Here is an 18,220-nt window from a genome sequence, read left to right as displayed (position 1 = left end):
TGTTCTTTCAGGTTTGTAACGGCGTTTGTACTGGGTGTTTGACTATTCTTTGCCAAAATGGGTATTGGTTTATTGCGCGTGTACCAGGGCGGGCATAGGTTAATAACGAATGATCACAGAAAAAAGGAGTGAGATTCGTGAACTATGTAGTCCGTTCGGGAGATACGCTAAACAGCATCGCGGCTCGTTTTGGTGTATCCGTTCAGGAATTGATCCGCGTGAATAATATTGCCTATCCCTATTACATTTACGTTGGTCAAAATTTGTACATCCCGATTACTCCGACACCAGCTCCTGGTGGAGATGTCGAGCGTCGCTTGAATCGACTGGAGAATCGAGTAGATGCGCTTCGCGAAGACTATCGCAGGCTGGATAATCGGGTAGATCGGTTGGAGAACCGTGTCACTCGTCTGGAGCGGGCCATTACGCCGACACAACCTCCACGCCCACGGCCGACTGGCACGCCCCGTCCACGCTAAGCTGCTGGATAGAGGGCCGAATAATTTTCCACGCTTCGCCATTTCCTCTTCGCCTGATCCTGCATAAAGTGATACGAGAGGATTAAGAGGAGGTGCGCCATGCTAGGGTTAAATGGAAAAAACGTCCGACACCATTTCATGGGCGTCTATGGAAAAGTGGTACAGATTCGGGAACTGGTGGATGTCATCGACCAAGTTTTTGACTCTGTAAACAAAGTGGGCGACATAGGAAAGGCGATGCTTGGACCTCGTAAGGCAAGTGCCAAAAAGCTCGATAAGTTGAGATGAATGGCAAAACAAAAAAACCGCGTCCGTAATGGAGGCGGTTTTTATTTATAGTTTATTCGTGATTCTTAGGGGCAGACTCTATCATCAGAATAACTCATCAGAAAGAAAAAGTCTACTCTTTTTCCGGAAATTCCCTTATATTTTTGGAGCTGTTATCAACTGACTTCAAAAAGGGGAGTGCGATGGAGATGGAAAAGGAAAAGCGCCGCGTGGGGTTACTTACGGGTGGAGTGCTGATGGGGTTAGTCTTGTCAGCGTTGGATCAGACGATTGTCTCAACAGCCATGCCGACAATCACGAAAGAACTGGGAGGTCTATCACTTTATAGCTGGGTGTTCGCTATTTATATGCTCACATCGACCACGAGCATGCCCATTTATGGGAAAATGGCGGACTTGTTTGGACCGAGAAAAATGTATTTGATCGGGTTGTTTCTGTTTCTCTTAGGATCTCTCCTGTGCGGCATGGCGAATTCCATGATGAGTCTGATTGCAGCGAGAGGAGTTCAAGGTTTGGGCGCTGGGGCATTAATGCCGGTTGCATTCATCATTGTAGGTGAACTGTATCCACCCGAAAAGAGAGGCAAATTTCAAGGCCTTTTCGGAGCTGTCTTTGCCATGACGAGTATACTCGGTCCCTCGTTGGGAGGAATTCTTGTGGAGCTTTTGCCATGGGGTTGGATCTTCTTTATCAACCTTCCCATTGGTATCGCTGCCTTTTTGATCATTGCTCTAGCCTTTCGAGATCTGCGGCACTACGAAAAGAAGCCAGTGATTGATTGGTATGGGGCGATTAGTTTGAGTGCAGCCATCATTCTCATCCTGCTGTCCCTTGTCATGGAGGAGACGGAATATAAGATTGGGTTAGGGGGAGCGGGTATTCTACTTATCGGCTTGTTCATCTGGATTGAAACCAAAGCAAAGGAGCCCCTGCTTCCGCTGTCCCTATTTCGCATTCCGGCCATTGGATATGGCAATCTCGTGGGATTCTTTGTGAGTGCTGCTTTGTTCGGTGCAATCGCATATATCCCTCTTTTCGTCCAAGGGGTATATGGTGCGAGCCCCTCAGAAGCTGGATTCCTTTTAGTGCCACTCATGCTGTCCGCAGCGATTTCTTCGACGGTTGGGGGAAGATGGATGGCAAAAGCTTCATTTCGAGCGATTCTGATCCCCAGCTTACTCATCATGGCGACAGGCTTTTTCCTTCTAAGCACGATTGATGTAGAGACAACCAACACACAGCTCGCAAGCTACATGATTGTCACAGGTCTAGGCATGGGGGCAATCTATCCAGCACTCGGTACAGCAGCACACTGCGCCGTAAAACCGCAAGATCGGGGCGTTGCCATGTCGACATCGCAATTATTTCGTTCCATTGGGGGGACGATTGGAATTAGTGTGTTTGGGACCATCGTAGAATGGCAGATGCGGGCAGGAATGGTGTTTAGTGAAGCTTTGCACGACGTCTTTATCACTGGATTGATTCTAATTGGAATCAGCCTGATAGCCAGTGTCCTACTCGGCAATATTCGATTGCTCGACAAAGACCCCCGCCATTCGCATCCATCGAATAGCGGGAGTCCAAAACAATAGGTTTACGGTTTTTTATTCATGCCTTCCATGGCCATCCGTACCATCTCTCTGACCATACTGCCGCCCAAGCGTCCTCCGATTCGACCAGCATCGTGAGAGGTTAACTGTCCATTGTAGCCGTGCTGCAACGGAACATGAATTTCTTCTGCGACCTCGAATTTGGCCTGCGCGGGATCAGCAACGTGTGCAACCTGTGCTTTTAGCGCGTCCAGTCCTTTTCTCGCCTCGGGGACGAGAGGGCGTTTGCGTCTGCTCATGGTAGATCACCTCACGCCCTAGTGTGCCCCAATTAGACGAGTGCTTTGCGCCGAGTAAAATCTGTTTCCTGATAGTAAGTATTAGCAACGAGCAGATTAGGTCCTGCACATCCAGCGGCAGGGCAGAAGCAATTGATCTTCTGATTCAGCGTGTGTTCTTGCCATTTTTCAAACATCGCCTGGAGCTGATCAGTTTGAATATTGCCCAATGGCTCTACATCTCCGAAATCGGTCACGATGACATCGCCGGTGAAAATATTGATGTTAAGACGATTGCGACCATCTGGATCATTGCGAGTCGTCACATATTTCGCAGATCGCAGTCTGCTGATCAATTCCCTGTCTGCTGCTTCAGGACTGCAAGCGAAAAACGGAAGCGTCCCGAAAAGCATCCACAAATCTTCATTGCGTACATCGAGCATCCGATGAATGGCTTGACGGAGCTCATCGAGTGAAAGGACATCCAGATCACGGGCAAAATCACTCGCATACATCGGGTGTACCTCATGGCGCTTGCTGCCCATCTCCTGAATCTGACGGTGGAGCGTATCGAGCTTTGTCCATGTGCGATGATTCAGCATTGTTTCGGCTGAGACAAATACACCTGCTTCCGAGAGCTTTCGAGCATTTTCCATCATCTCTTGAAATTGTGCTTCCGCTCTTTTGATTGAAACCGGCTGCCGTGCTTTTGCGTAAACAATATCATGGAATTCTTCAGGAGTAGACCAGTTCCACGAAATATGCATGACGTCGATGTAAGGCAGGATCAACTCATACCGAGAAAACGGCATGGACATGTTGGAGTTGATTTGCGTCCGCAGCCCACGATCTGCTGCATATTGTAGAATAGGCGCGATCACAGTTTTCACGGTGCGCTCGCTGTACATCGGTTCTCCGCCTGTTATACTGATAGTAAGTAGATCTTTTGCTTCATCGAGACGACGGAGTATGAGATCGACAGGGAGAGCGGGATCGTCTTTGTATCGCAATGTATCACCAACCGCGCAATGCTCGCAGCGGAGATTGCACAGATTCGTTACAGTAAACTCGACGCTGGTAAGTTTATAGGCGGGGGGTGTCGCATTGAACAACGGCTCCCATGGATCGTGTAAAGGTGTTAATGGTGTAGTTGGAACCATGCGGATCAATTGTGGAAACCTCCTTCATTCTGCGTACAACAACCTATTATAACGACATTAGGGCGGAAGGAGAATAGCTAACGAGATGATTATGGGGATGTCATTTGGACGCGGTGTGCTTTTTCATGATCGAAATGTGCTGGCATGCGCGGAAGTAAAAGACGGCGTGATTCATATGTGGGCGGAAAAAATCACATTGAAAACGATAGGGAAGCTCTGGTATCGAATATTTTTCTCCTTTCCGTGGTACTATCAATTGTTTCATCTCCTACTCGCTGGTTATGTACTGGCAGCGATCGTGAAGCCTGACTGGGCCATCATCGATCCACTGTGGGTAGCTGTATACATCGCGGGCTTTCACTTCGTTTTTCCGAAAATGATGAAGAAATTTCACGGCGCGGAACATAAAGTGTTTAGCTATGGGGGTAAAAAGTCGCTAGCAGCATTGAAAGAGATTCAACGGGCAAATATCGTGAATGACGGTTGCTCGACGAATCTGGTCGTCTGGTTTTTTACGGGGTTCATTTTGTCTGTATTCTTTTTACCTTTGGAATGGAGCGTCGCATGCGGGGTAGCTGGACTGCTTGTTGGCATGCTCGGGGATCGTTACGTGCGTAAATATTTCGGCTTTCTATACAAGCTCTCGGCTTTCTTTCAAAAATACAGCACGACCAAAGAACCGGATCGGCTTCATTTAGAGACAGCGATCCGCTCGTATATGCTGTTTGAACACATTCGCGAGGTAGATCGATTGCAGAATGCTTCGTAAGGTAAAGCGGTGTTTCCATTATGGATACGCCGCTTTTTTTGTTCCATGCACAGGTTAGTTGCGTCATTGAATCCTGAAAAGTATTTTGGTAATATTTGCTCAACTCTTTCCTTTTTCTTTGAAAAGGGATCGAGGAATATGAGGTGAGGAGAGCTGAGACGAGATGAGAAAAGAACAGGATGCAGGGGTGTACGAGCAAGTGGGAGTGGCCATGACATGCCGTTCCTATCGAGAGTATGTGGATATGTTTTCGCTCACGGACGAAATCTTGACGAAGGGACCGATCTTGGATGTCGGGGCAGGAGCGTCCTCCTTTACAGCGGAGGCATGTCAACAAGGACGAGAGGCAATCGCAGTCGATCCGCTTTACGAAATGAAGCCTGAAGAGATTGATACGAAGGGGAAGCGAGAGATCGAGGAATCGACACAAAAGCTGGCTGGAATTGCACATACACTTCATTGGGAATATTACGGCTCGCTTGACGAGCATCAGCAAAACAGAGAAAGGTCACTGAAGCAATTCATTGCAGCGTATCGTGCCGATGAAGGCATCGGTAAAAGATACATCGCAGGCGTGCTGCCGGAATTGCCTTTTGGAAACGATCAATTTTCACTGGTGCTTGGCAGTCATTTTTTGTTTTTGTACCACCAACAGTTCGATGAGCAATTTCACCTGGACGCGATCAAGGAATTACTTCGTGTTTGTCAGCCTGGTGGTCGAATCAGACTCTATCCGTTAATCGGATTGGATCGTAAACCATATAGCAAGCTGCCACAGCTCATGGAAGAAATACAACGGTTCGGCCACACCTCCAGTCTGCAACCGACGAGCTTCCGGTTTTTAGTGGGCGCAACGCATTACTTGGAAATTTGCAAATCATAAAAAACAGGGAGGATAGAAGGTGCATAGGCGCCCTCGACCTCCCTGTTCTTTTTCCTACTCCCGTTCTAGCGGGGTTTCTTCCAGTTGGCGATACATCTTTCCTTTATCCACATATGATTGCCGAATGCGTACAAATTCTTTCAAGTCTGCCTCATTGAGTTCGCGTTTTACTTTGGCTGGATTGCCGACAACAAGTGAGCGAGGTGGTACCTTCATGCCTGGAGGAACAAGTGCACCCGCCGCAACCATCGCTTCTTCCCCGATTTCCGCACGATCCAACACAATCGCGCCCATTCCGATCAATGCACCGCGTCGTACCACGCAGCTATGTAAAACGGCATTATGTCCAACGGTCACCTCGTCTTCGAGGATCAACGGGTTGTTGGGGCTTTGATGCAGGGTGCTGTTGTCTTGCACGCTGACACGTTTGCCAATGATGGTCGGAGCGATGTCCCCGCGGATCACGGTGTTGTACCAAATAGAAGAATCCTCGCCGATTTCGACATCGCCAGAAACGACGGAGCCTTTTGCCAGGAAAACAGTAGGGTGAATCTTTGGTTTGATGTTTTCAAATGATAAGAGCAGCATAGTAACCTCCTAATCAATGTGTAAGCGAGCAATCTGTTTGCATCGGGCGCGGATGGAAAATAGAGAAGCGGCCAGTTGCAGGATCGCAGTCGATGACGGTTCCGGAAAGCTTGTCTATCTCATGCGTTTGATAAAAGAAATGAATCCCACTTATATTTTGGGCAATATCGTGTTTGTCCGCTTCTGTAATGGCGATGCTATATGAATAGCTGCCACAACCCGTCGTAGTCGGGACGAGTCTGATTCCGAGCTGTTGCGCATCCGATTCTTCCGCGATCATTTGTGCAAGACGTACTGCCGCAGTTGGAGTAATGGTTATCATCGTTATACCTCCTCGTAGCCATTTCTATTGTACTACAAATGGACCTTCCAAATCCTGCTTGTTGACCATGCAGGAGGCATGTGATAGAGTAAATGTTACTGATTCTGATGTGCAGGAAATGTGGGTAGTCGCTGCCGCAATCGTTTTAACGATTGGTGGTAGAGGAAAGTCCAGGCTCGCCCAGGCTGAGATGCCTGGAGTGTTCGTACCTGGTGCAAGCCAGGGCAGTGAGGTGCTAAGCCTTGCTGACGGCGTGGAAAGGGCTCTCTCTGAGGCCCGAGTACGCTGAAAGTGCCACAGAAACGTAGCTTTTCTGGCGACAGAAAAGATGGAACGCGGTAAACCCTGCGAGCGAGAAACCCAAATTAGGTAGGGGAACCGTCCTGAAGGAATCAAACGGAAAGGACGGATGGTATCTTCGGATGCCATAGATAGATGGCTACCGCTCTTGGTGCGAGGGATTGCCCCGCTTGAAGCACGGGAGAGACAGAACCTGGCTTATAGCATTTCCTGCTGGAATGAAACGTAAAACCACCTGAGGTTTCAGGTGGTTTTTTTACGTTCATGCTTGATTCCCGAACGTTTTCATGAGTGGAATGTCGGTGCTATAACGCAAAAGCACCGGGTCGACTCCGGTGTTTTTGCGGAACTTAATACAAAGTTTTCACTGCTTCGGCCGTAAAGGGGAGCAACTCGTCGAGCCGGCCGTCGCGAATCTTGCTTGCCCACTCGGGATCGGCCAATAATGCCCTGCCTATGGCCACTAGATCGAATTCTCCACGCTCCAGTCTTTCGATCAGCCCGTCAATATTGGTGATATTTGAGCCCTTACCATCTGTAAAGAAACTCATAAATTCAGTTTCCAGGCCGACCGATCCGACCGTAATCGTCGGTTTGCCCGTCAATTTTTTGACCCATCCGGCCAGATTCAAATCGGAGCCTTCGAACTCGTGCTCCCAGAAACGGCGGGTGGAGCAGTGGAACACATCGACGCCCGCCTCGGTTAACGGCTTCAAGAACTGCTCCAGTTCAGCTGGTGTTGCCGCCAATTTCGCCGTATAGTCGCCCGACTTCCATTGTGAGATACGAAGGACGATCGGGAAGTCTGGACCGACAGCGCGGCGGCAAGCTTCGATGACTTCTACTGCAAAGCGGGTGCGCTTCACGATGTCGCCACCATAACGATCGGTGCGCTGGTTCGTTTTCTCCCAGAAAAATTGGTCGATTAAATATCCGTGTGCTCCGTGAAGCTCGATGCCGTCGAAGCCGAGTCGCTTGGCATTAGCTGCCGCCTGAGCGAATGCCTGAACGATGGCGGCGATTTCCGTTTCCGTATAATTGTCGACTTGGCCACGGGCCCCCATATGCCAAATCTGCGGGATGATCCGTCCGCCCGCCACGTGAACCTCAGACAACACGTTCGCCCAACCGTTTAATGCGGCTTCGCCGTAGAAATGCGGTATATTTGGTTGATTGGACGAATCCGGATGATCGATGATCGTGCCTTCTGTTACGATGAGGCCGATGCCGTTCTCCGCCCTGCGGCGGTAATAGGCCGCCACATCAGGGCCGGGCACGCCTTCCGGAGAGAATTGGCGAGTCATCGGCGCCATTAAGATGCGATTGGATAGCTGAAGATTTCCGATTGAGAACGATTGGAATAAGGATTGAACGGATTGCGAATATGTCATAAGAACCTCCTTTAGTTTTTCTTGACTACCGAGTCAAGAATATAACAAAAAAATGAGCCTTCATGGCGTAAAAAAGCTACATCTTTGATTTTCCCCAGTTGCTCCTTTATAATTCCTAAGCCCCACCTCCTTTATCGCATTGTTGACTATGTAGTCAATAACATCGCAAAAAAAAGCATCCCACTCTGAATCAAACGTCTCGCCCGGCTGGACGGGAAATGTTCGAGCAATCTCGGCTCAGTGGATCATAACCGAAATCGACCGAGACATGCTCCCGCCTCCCACTCCACTTTTAACGAGCATTCTAAGGGACACAAAATGCATTTCTAACGAAAAAAGGGCAACTGTGTCCATTAGAAGTGAGAAGAGGCGAAATTGCCGCCGAAAACGGATACGGTATCCGTTTTCGGCGCTCCAGTAATGCAATCGCTTTTTTGCCCGCACCCTGCAGCTTTCGGCTCGGATAGCCTGACTCTAGCGAGCGTTTTCCGAAACCATCAGCGCAAATGACGTACGCAACACCGTTGCGATCTGCTCCCGGGAAGCGCCCGACTTCTCCATGACCTTCGCCCCGCTAAGCACGTTGTTCAGGTAAACCGCCAGCTCCTTGCTGGACTGTCGTGCAGAAATGAGCCCTTGCTTCTGGCCGTCGCGAATGATCTTTTCGAGAATACGTTCGACCTGATCGAACATCAGCATTACTTCGCGGTTGACTTCCGGGTCGTCATCTCCGAATTCTAATGCGGAATTGACCATGAGACATCCCCGGCGCAACGTTTCATCGTTCTGATACAGCGCAGAGTCGCAGATAGCCTCCAGCTTCTTCAATGGCGACACCTCCTGAGAGGCTAGCTCTTCCAGCATCGCTATGCTCCGTTCGCGATACAGTGCCAACGCCTTTAGGAACAAATCCCGCTTGTCCTTGAACACACAATACAAGCTTTGCTTTTTCACTTGCGTCGTGCGAGTCAAATCGTCATAGGAAGTCGACTTGAAGCCTTTCGCCCAGAACACTTCCATAGACTGTTGAAGCGCACGATCAACATCAAATTCTCTTGGTCTACTCATAAGCGCATCTTATCAATTGTTGACCGTGAAGTCAACAATTGACTCGGTTACGATGTTTGCCGTTTGCCGTAACGCCAACGTGCCCTCATGTCTGCTGCTGCAAACGGGAATGAGATTGGGCGTTTCGGACACGGAACGGATTGTTTGGGTTGTTGTGAGCAAGATTTTATTGCAGTTGACGGTCGATCCTCCCAGTTGCGCGGGTATTGACTTAATGTTGTTCAACCAAGATTCGCGTGGTTTGAGTAACAGTGGAATGATTTACCGCGAACAAGCTTTGAAACTTTTTCGGAAGTCTTGTCGTCTAAAAAGAGCATTCGGCGGAAGAAAACAGTTCTACTGTGGACCATTCCATCATTTCTTCAAATGGGAGAGTTTGCTGGAGAGAATGAACTGATAACACTGTTACATTGATGGAGGGGTTTATTTTGCAAAAAGCAAAGAATCGAGCAAGCAAGGATTTCAAAAAATTAGTAGCGACAGCGGTTCTGGCAGGATCGCTTGCATTGCCGGGTACCGGATGGGCCGCTACGGCACTGCCATTCTCCGACATTGGAGGAAACGTAAATAAAGACGCGATTCTGAAATTGAATTATGCCGGTGTGTTAAAAGGATATACCGATGGCACTTTCAAACCGTATAAAGAAGTGACGAGAGCGGAGTTCGCCAAAGTAGCTGTGCTGGCACTCGGGTACACAGATGCACAAGCAAAGCTCCTGCAAGGAAAGACCGTATTTAAAGATCTGCCAACAGATCACTGGGCAACAGGATACATTAATCTTGCGGTATCCCAGGGCATCATCAAGGGATATCCAGATGGAACCTTCAAGCCGAACAACAATGTAAAAATTGCGGAAGCGTTGACTGTTTACGTTCAGGGCTTGAAGATTGACGTACGTCCATCAGCCTCAAGCGAGTGGTACATACCGTACTTGCTGGAAGCCGACAGAGCAGGTATTTACGATGCAAAAGAAACACCGACAGCAGCAGCTCCGCGTGATATCGTCGCGAAGTATACGGATCGCTTTATGGAAACACCTGTATACGCAAACGGCGCATACTACGACAAAAATGGCAATGCAAAAGGAACCAATCAGAAGCTGCCAGTAGTGAAGGGCACAGTTGCTTCGTATGACAAGTCTGGCAAAAAGCTGAAACTAGTCGGACAAAACAAAGAAATCGAACTGGCTGATTCCGCGCAAGTATACGGTAATCTGGTCGTAGGTGCGCAAGTAGAATACATGACGAAAAACGACCGTGTGTCTTTCCTCACCGTTGTTACTTCTGACTCCGAAATTGTCGAAGGAATCGTGAAGACTGGTCTTAATTTTACAACGGCTGTAGGCGACGAAAAGAAATTCAAGGCAATCGTCAATGGAAGAGAAGTCGTTTTGGAAGTAGAAGACGGCGTAAATGTAAGCCGTTCTCACATCGGCCAAAAGTTTGTGGCAGTCGTTGGGGATAATGGCAAGATCAAGTCCATCACGATTAGCGACAACACGACAAAAGGAATTGTGGAAAAAGTATCTTCCGTGAGCGGTTCCAACTCGAAGAAAGAGCTGAGAGTAGACGGCACGACCTATACTCTGGATTCCAAAGCAACGGTCAAAGGCAAGGCGCATCCAGAGGCCAAAGCAACAAGTGCTTCGTTCTCTGACATCGAAAAAGATGACTTGGTCGAGCTGACACTCAACGTGGACGGCAAAGTATCTGAGCTTGTTTACACGAAGCTGAGCTTCACAGATACGATCACCGTGGATACAGACAAAAACTTGATTCGCGTTGGCGGCGTCAATTACGAGGTGCATGAAGATACAGAGTTGTTCGTAGACGAAGACGAAGTAGATGAGCTGGATGAGTTGGCGAGCGGCCAAATTGCTGTTCTTACGTTTGACAAAAATGGAAATCTGATCAAAGTTGAGCAGGGTGTAGGTGCAGCTACGAACAAGCTGGTCTCAGACACAACCGCGTATGCAGCAGGAAAACTGGCAACGGTGAAAATCGACGGGAAAACCTACGATATCTTGACCAACGCGAAGCTGAGTGTCGATGGCAGCTCCGTATCACCAACGACGGTTAAAACCGATCAGTTTAATGACCACCGTATCCTTACGTGGAAATACAACGTCGGCACGAATGACATTGTGGAGCTGACTTTGGAAAAGCAAACCGTAAAAGGCTACGTGACGAAAAAATCCGGTTCCAAAATTACCGTGAACGGGAAAGTGTATGAGCTCTTGTCCGGCGTCACGATTGACAGCGATGCAGCATCCAACGACAAAGAGTACACGCTGACACTCAACAACGCTGGTAAAGTAAAGGCCGTTACAGGTGCGCCTAAGAAAGTAAGCGGTGTGGTTGACGCTGTTGAGGTTCGTAACGATGACGGCAAGGTGACTTCCGCGAAAGTAGAGGTTAACGGCAAGACGTACGATGTAACGGATGAGGATGCGATTGAAGACGTCGATCAATTTGAGTACGTGACATTGACCCTTGATCGTGATGGTGATGTCATTGCTGCTTCCATCAGTGGAAAGCTGACGAAGGAAAACGTGAGTTTCGTCGGAATTGAATCCCGCGTGAACAAAGATAAATACGTATTCTTCAATGACGTATCGACGAGCTTGAAGATGACAGAAGACGCGAAGATCAAATACTACAACGGTAATGACTTGAAAGAAAGCGATCTTTCTTCTAAAGACAAAGTGGATTTGTGGACAAATGATCAAGGTCATGTTTATGTCATTGTCGTAGCCAAACGATAAGAAAATAGAAAAAGGCGATCTCTTGCTCGATTCGAGAAGGGGTCGCTTTTTCATTTGTTGGCATAGCCTTTAAAAAGTATTTCATTGAAAATCGTTTTCAATGAAAGGAAGAAATGATATATTGATATTGTTTCGCACAAAACAAAAAGAGGGAGTGGTTTCGATGCAGGCTGATTATGAAGTGATTATTGTTGGTGGTGGACCAGTTGGCATGATGGTGGCTGGAGAGCTGGCGTTGGCTAAAGTGAAGGTGTGCCTGCTTGAGCGCTTAAAGGAAACAACCCCGTTTTCACGGGCGCTCACTGTACATCCGCGGACACTGGAAATCCTGGATTTGCGCGGGTTAAAAGCCAAATTACTTGATAGAGGTAAGCCGATTACGACAGGACATTTTGCTGCGCTTGATACACGCTTGGATTTTTCTGTCTTAGATTCTTCGTCCAACTACACACTGATTATTCCCCAACATGAAACAGAGAAGATACTAGAGGAGTGGGCAAAAAGTCTGGGGGTGGAAATACGCAGGGAAGTGGAAGTAATGGCCGTACACCAAGATCAGCACGGGGTTGAGGTTGAGGCTGTCGGGCCGAATGGAAAGGCTGTGCTGACGGCATGCTATGTGGTCGGTGCAGATGGCGCTGCCAGTATTGTCCGCAAGCAGGCAGGCATTCCGTTTGTCGGTAAGAATGCGACTTTTACGGCTATGCAAGGGGATGTTGTTTTAAAAAATCCACCTGAATCGGGAGCTCCTTCCTACTTTAATGAACGAGGTTTGGTCATGATTGTACCCTTGCCAAAAGGGATGCATCGGGTGGTGCTGATCGATCCGGAGCGAATGGCCATACCAAAAGAAGAACCAGTTTCACTGGAGGAACTGCGGGCTAGTTTGCTGCGCATTCTTGGAGACGATTTTGGAATTTCCAATCCGTTTTGGATGACTCGTTTTGGCAATGCGACCTTGCAAGCTCAGCGTTATCGGGAAGGACGGATTTTCCTGGCGGGAGATGCGGCGCATATTCATTTTCCAGCCGGAGGACAGGGGATGAATGTTGGCTTACAAGAGGCAATCAACCTGGGTTGGAAGCTGGCGGCCCATTTAAAAGGCTGGGCACCGGATTGGCTGTTGGACAGCTATCATACGGAGCGTTTCCCCATCACTACCGCATTGCTAACGAATACACAGGTGCAATCGCTTCTGTTCGGTAGTTCGGAATTCTCCCCATCCGTCATAGCTTTGAGGAATATGGTGTCCGACCTGCTGCAAATACCCGAGGCAAATTATCTGCTGGCTACCCAAATCTCTGCGTTCAATGTCGAGTATGAACCGGATGGGGAGACGCAGCCGCATGTATTGAACGGTCGACGTTTTACAGAGTTGAATCTTCGTCTGGAGAACGGTGAGTGTCAGAATGCATACGAGCTTTTTCATTCTGGTTCATTCCTCTTGCTACATTTCGACTCGGATGAACGATTGGACGATGCTCTCGAATGGTCGAAATACAAGCATGTCCATGTAGTTCGCGCTTCGCTTGCTAAGGGAGCTGTTGATTGGCATGACGTGCATACAGCGTTGATTCGACCGGATGGATATGTCGCATGGGCGGTTTCCCAGGCGGAGTCTAATCCGATGGAAGCGATTCGGAAAGGAATCTACCACTGGTGCGGACACATTAATTGAAACAAGATTGTTTTGTGCAAAACAAAATGGATTGTTTTCCTCGAAACAATCAGTATATAATGGAGAGGAGATGGTTATCTAGGAGACATGATATGCAAAGCACAGAACTTTCCAAGCAGAGAATCATACAGCTTTACATACAGCTAGTCACGCAGCAAGAGCTGCGAGAAAGCAAATTGACTGCGCGAATGGCAGAAGAGATGCAGAAGCTGGAATCCGAGATGGGGATGAAGCTAAACCTTACCCTATCCGAAATTCATTTCATTGCCTGTATCGGGGATCATGGTCCGATCAATGTCACCACGATTTCGGAAAAAGTCAACTTAACGAAAGGGTCCATTACGCGGATCAGCAAAAAGTTATGGAAGCTTGATTTAATTAAAAGGCAACAGCTGATTGATAATAAGAAAGAAGTGTACTATCGGCTAACTGCAAAGGGACAAAAGCTGCATAAGATTCATCACCAGATGCATCAGGACATTGAACAGCGATTTAAGAGCTTTCTGGATAAATACACACCGGAGCAATTAGCATTTTCACGCGAACTACTGGAGGACTTACTGGATTGGGATTTCTAAAATCGTAGACAAAGGGGGCGCCATCACAGTGATGGGGCCCTTTTCATTGTCTCGGAATGTTCTTGACAAATGAAATCATACTATATACAATTTGACTGACTGATCAAATTTTTGATTAATTGATCAAAAATGACCCGCAGGAGTGTAGTAGCAATGACTGATTCTTTTATTGCCGAGGCTAGACGAGAGCAGATTGTACTTGCTTGTATTGATACATTGGAAGAGGTTGGCTATCACAACTTGAGCTTAACGAAGGTAGCAAAGAGAGCCAGGATTAGCACAGGGCTTATCTCTTATCACTTTCATGACAAGCTTGATCTCATGAATCATACCTTACTGTTTCTGGTAGCGAAGCAACTTGACTTTATTCGTGGGAACGTTGGGTTATCGCAGTCCGCAACGAAAAAACTGGAAGCTTTTATAGAGGCACATCTGGCTTATCAAGAAACCCATTATAAACATACGATTGCCTTGATTGAGATTGTCTTTACGGCTCGGAATGAAAATGGGGTGCCTTATTACAGAATGGAAGACGAACAGGAAGAGGACGGACTTAGAACGATGTTAGTGGATATTCTCGAGGAAGGCCAACAGAATGGGGAATTTACTTCATCTTTTCAAACGGATATAGTCGCATCCATTATTATCGGGGCGATCGAAGAAAGAATGCTTAAAGCGAATTCATCTATACCCATGGAGCAATACGCCGTTGAGCTCGTAAAAATGGTGAAGAAGCTCATTGTTTAACGATACCGTTGAACTTTTGTCAACAAACACAGGAGAGGATCGTATGTCTGTTTTACCTCATATGAAAACGGCGGAGACAAAAAAACGTGCCGTTTCATTAGATCTTGCCAGGGGCGCTATGTTACTACTTATTGCTCTCGCGCATGCCCCGCTGTATCTGTACGCTTTGGAACCCGGGATCGTTCACAGAATGGAAAGTCAGAATTTCTTTGATCAGGTTGTGAATCTTTTTGGCATGTTCATCATTGATAACAGAGCGAGAGCGATGTTTGCTGTTTTATTCGGTTATGGTTTGGTACTGGCTTTTGATAGTCAAATGGCGAAAGGAAAAAGAGAAAAAGAAGCCTTACAGGTGGTCCGGAGGCGTTCCTGGTATTTGATAGTATTTGGAGCCGTTTTAGTGGTGATCATAGGCGGTCAAGATATTTTAATGGCCTACGGGGTAGCTGGACTTCTCGTCAGTTGGCTGTTAACACATGAAATCAAGACGCTGATCCGAACCTTTATTGGTATCACGTTATTGTATATCATCACAAATCCGATAATGTGGGGCTTCACGATGGAATCCATCGGAGATTATGGGTTTCCTCCAGAGGTGTTAGCTACGGACACCTATCTTAGCACGCTGATACTTAGTTTGACTTATTTTCCGTTTATCCCTATTTTTATTCATGGTATGTTCCCGATTCTTCCTTCTGTTTTGCTGGGTATGTGGATTGCCAACTATCAATTATTAACCAAGCCAGAGCAACAGTTACGAACACTTACTTTCCTAACAACGATGGGCTTAGCTGTTTCTATACTAGGAGCATTGCCTTTAAGCTTTATTGGGAACATATGGAGCCCGAGCTTTTTTCTCGCTGGTTTCGTTTATGGATTCCACATTTTAACCGGAATTGCTGGAGGATTAGCTTATGCGGCTTTCTTTGGAATCATTGGGGCAAAGGTAAAAAAAGCGGGGCCTGTACTCCAGTCGATTATGGCTTTAGGAAAACGTTCTTTAACCTTCTTTGTATGGAATGAGGCGATGCTGGTGTTATTCTTGTCACCAGTAGCACTTGATTTAGGGGGACGCGTTAGTAACGGAATGGCTGCTTTGATTGCGGTGGGTATATGGAGTCTTTCTCTGCTATTGGCTACGATTTTAGAAAAATATAAGCTGAACGGACCATTAGAATTCGTAATGAGACGAATGGTACATAAAAATAAAAATCAGTAACTTCTCGTTGCAGCAGGGGTAGTGCCTTCTTTTTTCAATCGATTATAATAGCGTATAAAAGCTAGTTACTGTTATGAGAAAGAGGGAACCTCCATGACTTATACAACCGAGGAAAACGGTGTTTTTCCAGCAGTCTGTTCACTTGATTGCCCGGACCAATGTGGATTGCTCCTTCATAAACAAGCGTGGAAAATCGTCAAAATTGAAGGGGACCCGAACCATCCGGTGACGAAGGGAAATATTTGCAACAAAGTCCGTAACATGACAGAGCGCATTTACGATCCCAAGCGACTCACGCATCCGTTGAAGCGTATTGGCAAAAAAGGGAGCGGGGAGTTCGTTCAAATCAATTGGGAGGAAGCCATCACTACCATAACCGAACGCTGGCGTGCCTTGATCGACTCAGACGGTCCCGAGAGCATTTTGCCTTACAGCTTTTACGGAAACATGGGGCGGATTAGTGTGGAAGGAATGGATCGCCGTTTTTTCTATCGTATGGGGGCCAGTCAGCTTGACCGAACGATATGCAACAGCGCAGGGGCTGTAGGGTACAGCTACACGATGGGCGGAGCCTTTGGAACAGATCCGGAAGACACCGTTCATTCCAAGCTGTTCATCATGTGGGGGATCAATACAGTTAGCACGAACATGCATCAAGTGGTGTTTGCGGAACAGGCTCGAAAAAATGGGGCGAAGATCGTCGTGATTGATGTCCATAAAAATCAGACGGGTCGATGGGCTGATTGGTTTATTCCGATTTTACCTGGAACAGACACGGCTTTGGCATTGGGCATCATGCATGTGCTTTTTGCTGAAAACTTGGTAGATTCAGCCTTTATGGAAAAATATACGGTAGGACATGAAGAGCTCAGAGAGCATGTACGGACGTACGATCCTGCAACTGTATCTGCCATAACGGGTGTCCCTGTCGATGATATTTACAAATTGGCGAGAATGTATGGCAACACATCTCCTTCCTTTATTCGCATTGGAAATGGCATTCAGCATCACGACAATGGCGGAATGTGTGTAAGGACGATTGCTTGTCTTCCAGCCCTGACAGGGCAGTGGCTTGTCAAAGGCGGTGGGGCCAATAAAGGGAATAAAGGCTTCTTGGAGCACAACAAGCTTGCTGTGCAGCGACCAGATTTGCTGGCCAATAAGCAGACGAGAGTCATCAACATGAATGAACTTGGGAAAGCGTTGCTCGATACAGAGCCGCCGATCAAATCGCTCTTTGTCTATACGAGCAATCCAGCCATTGTCGCACCGGAAGGAAACAAAGTTCGGGAAGGCTTGGCGAGAGAGGACTTGTTCACGGTCGTACACGACTTATTTTTGACGGAGACGGCTCTCTATGCTGATATCGTATTGCCAGCGACGTCTTCTTATGAAAATACGGATTTTTACACGTCCTATTGGCATCATTACATTCAACTTCAGCAACCAGTGATCGCCCCATTTGGAGAGAGCAAGTCCAATACGGATGTTTTCCGTTTGCTGGCTGCTGCCATGGGATATAACGAATCTGTTTTTCAAGACAGTGATGCAGAGATGGTCAGACAGGCGTTGGAGGGGCACGGCAATCCTCATCTGGAAGGAATCACGTATGAAACTTTGGTCGAAAAACAATATGCCAAAGCCAATCTGGAACCTTTCTTTTTGGAACACCTTCCCACCCCAAGTGGTAAAATTGAGCTTTACTCGCAAGCAATGGCAAAACGAGGGCTGCCCCCATTACCAACGTACACGCCATTGGTGAATGATGGGGATTTCCCGTATTTATTTGTCCCGGGGCCCAATCACAATTATTTGAACTCCACGTTCTCGAATAATGAAAAACATCAGAAGATGGAAAAAATACCTCGTTTACACATGAATGTGGTGGATGCTGTTAGTCTAGACATTAGTGATGGAGATACGGTCCGCATTTGGAATGAGCGGGGAGAGTGCGAGTTGGTGGCCGCTGTCGGTGAAAATGTTCTTTCGGGTGTCGTTGTGAGCCAAGGCTTATGGGCAGACAACGAAGGTCCGAAGCATTATGTAAATGCCCTCACACCAGATCGAATCGCGGATATGGGTGGAGGCGCGACGTTTTTCTCTGGACGTGTTGATGTGGAAAAGATCATTCGCTGATAATAAAACTTTCCTATCCTA

Annotated in this window: 17 protein-coding genes and 1 other RNA gene; 12 read left to right on the top strand and 6 right to left on the bottom strand. The window is 47.5% G+C overall.

Annotation, left to right across the window (positions count from 1 at the left end):
• Positions 1-137: 137 nt before the first annotated feature.
• The 3 genes from ASG16_RS23430 (at position 138) to ASG16_RS23420 (ending at position 2,359) form a co-directional block, all read left to right on the top strand.
• On the top strand, positions 138-479 hold the full coding sequence (locus ASG16_RS23430; RefSeq protein WP_048032375.1) for a LysM peptidoglycan-binding domain-containing protein: 342 nt from the start codon (positions 138-140) through the stop codon (positions 477-479).
• A 99-nt stretch (positions 480-578) separates the two neighbouring features.
• Complete coding sequence (locus ASG16_RS23425) at positions 579-767, top strand: hypothetical protein (RefSeq protein ID WP_007724315.1); 189 nt, start codon at positions 579-581, stop codon at positions 765-767.
• Between the two features lie 182 nt (positions 768-949).
• Positions 950-2,359, top strand: a complete 1,410-nt coding sequence (locus ASG16_RS23420) for an MDR family MFS transporter (RefSeq protein WP_056490038.1) — start codon at positions 950-952, stop codon at positions 2,357-2,359.
• Between the two features lie 2 nt (positions 2,360-2,361).
• Here the strand turns inward: ASG16_RS23420 and ASG16_RS23415 are convergent, their stop codons facing one another.
• Both ASG16_RS23415 and yfkAB read right to left on the bottom strand, forming a co-directional pair.
• Positions 2,362-2,616 carry an alpha/beta-type small acid-soluble spore protein gene (locus ASG16_RS23415; protein ID WP_048032376.1) on the bottom strand — a complete coding sequence of 85 codons (255 nt, stop codon included), beginning with the start codon at positions 2,614-2,616 and terminating at the stop codon, positions 2,362-2,364.
• Between the two features lie 32 nt (positions 2,617-2,648).
• Positions 2,649-3,764, bottom strand: a complete 1,116-nt coding sequence (gene yfkAB / locus ASG16_RS23410) for a radical SAM/CxCxxxxC motif protein YfkAB (protein ID WP_056490039.1) — start codon at positions 3,762-3,764, stop codon at positions 2,649-2,651.
• 76 nt (positions 3,765-3,840) lie between these two features.
• On the opposite strand from yfkAB, the gene ASG16_RS23405 reads away from it, so the two are divergent.
• The gene (locus ASG16_RS23405) at positions 3,841-4,524 is read left to right on the top strand and encodes a DUF1385 domain-containing protein (RefSeq protein WP_056490042.1); all 684 of its coding nucleotides are present in this window, start codon (positions 3,841-3,843) and stop codon (positions 4,522-4,524) included.
• 163 nt (positions 4,525-4,687) lie between these two features.
• Positions 4,688-5,407, top strand: coding sequence for a class I SAM-dependent methyltransferase (locus tag ASG16_RS23400; RefSeq protein ID WP_056490045.1), 720 nt, complete (start codon positions 4,688-4,690; stop codon positions 5,405-5,407).
• 54 nt (positions 5,408-5,461) lie between these two features.
• Here the strand turns inward: ASG16_RS23400 and ASG16_RS23395 are convergent, their stop codons facing one another.
• Together ASG16_RS23395 and ASG16_RS23390 are read right to left on the bottom strand one after the other, a co-directional pair.
• Positions 5,462-5,995 (bottom strand): gamma carbonic anhydrase, encoded by a 534-nt coding sequence (locus ASG16_RS23395; protein WP_048032380.1) that lies wholly within the window; start codon positions 5,993-5,995, stop codon positions 5,462-5,464.
• A gap of 13 nt (positions 5,996-6,008) precedes the next feature.
• Complete coding sequence (locus tag ASG16_RS23390; RefSeq protein WP_056490047.1) at positions 6,009-6,317, bottom strand: iron-sulfur cluster biosynthesis family protein; 309 nt, start codon at positions 6,315-6,317, stop codon at positions 6,009-6,011.
• 116 nt (positions 6,318-6,433) lie between these two features.
• Between ASG16_RS23390 and rnpB the strand changes: the two genes are divergently transcribed.
• An RNA gene (gene rnpB, locus ASG16_RS23385) (RNase P RNA component class B) lies at positions 6,434-6,823 on the top strand.
• Positions 6,824-6,967: 144 nt separating this feature from the next.
• Here rnpB and ASG16_RS23380 read toward each other — a convergent pair.
• Positions 6,968-8,008, bottom strand: coding sequence for an NADH:flavin oxidoreductase (locus ASG16_RS23380; protein ID WP_056490048.1), 1,041 nt, complete (start codon positions 8,006-8,008; stop codon positions 6,968-6,970).
• 474 nt (positions 8,009-8,482) lie between these two features.
• Positions 8,483-9,076 carry a TetR/AcrR family transcriptional regulator gene (locus ASG16_RS23375; RefSeq protein ID WP_056490049.1) on the bottom strand — a complete coding sequence of 198 codons (594 nt, stop codon included), beginning with the start codon at positions 9,074-9,076 and terminating at the stop codon, positions 8,483-8,485.
• 428 nt (positions 9,077-9,504) lie between these two features.
• On the opposite strand from ASG16_RS23375, the gene ASG16_RS23370 reads away from it, so the two are divergent.
• From ASG16_RS23370 to ASG16_RS23345, 6 genes are all read left to right on the top strand, one after another.
• The gene (locus tag ASG16_RS23370) at positions 9,505-11,841 is read left to right on the top strand and encodes an S-layer homology domain-containing protein (protein ID WP_056490050.1); all 2,337 of its coding nucleotides are present in this window, start codon (positions 9,505-9,507) and stop codon (positions 11,839-11,841) included.
• Positions 11,842-12,004: 163 nt separating this feature from the next.
• On the top strand, positions 12,005-13,519 hold the full coding sequence (locus ASG16_RS23365; RefSeq protein ID WP_056490132.1) for a monooxygenase: 1,515 nt from the start codon (positions 12,005-12,007) through the stop codon (positions 13,517-13,519).
• 92 nt (positions 13,520-13,611) lie between these two features.
• The gene (locus tag ASG16_RS23360) at positions 13,612-14,097 is read left to right on the top strand and encodes a MarR family transcriptional regulator (RefSeq protein WP_056490053.1); all 486 of its coding nucleotides are present in this window, start codon (positions 13,612-13,614) and stop codon (positions 14,095-14,097) included.
• Positions 14,098-14,250: 153 nt separating this feature from the next.
• Entirely contained in the window at positions 14,251-14,844 is a 594-nt protein-coding gene (locus tag ASG16_RS23355; RefSeq protein WP_056490057.1) for a TetR/AcrR family transcriptional regulator, read from the top strand.
• Positions 14,845-14,887: 43 nt separating this feature from the next.
• Positions 14,888-16,063, top strand: a complete 1,176-nt coding sequence (locus tag ASG16_RS23350; protein WP_056490060.1) for a DUF418 domain-containing protein — start codon at positions 14,888-14,890, stop codon at positions 16,061-16,063.
• A 93-nt stretch (positions 16,064-16,156) separates the two neighbouring features.
• The gene (locus ASG16_RS23345; protein ID WP_056490065.1) at positions 16,157-18,199 is read left to right on the top strand and encodes a molybdopterin-containing oxidoreductase family protein; all 2,043 of its coding nucleotides are present in this window, start codon (positions 16,157-16,159) and stop codon (positions 18,197-18,199) included.
• Positions 18,200-18,220 lie beyond the last annotated feature (21 nt).

The organism is Brevibacillus sp. Leaf182, from assembly GCF_001423865.2.
GTDB lineage: Bacteria > Bacillota > Bacilli > Brevibacillales > Brevibacillaceae > Brevibacillus > Brevibacillus brevis_C.
This window is presented reverse-complemented; position numbering and strand designations above follow the sequence as displayed.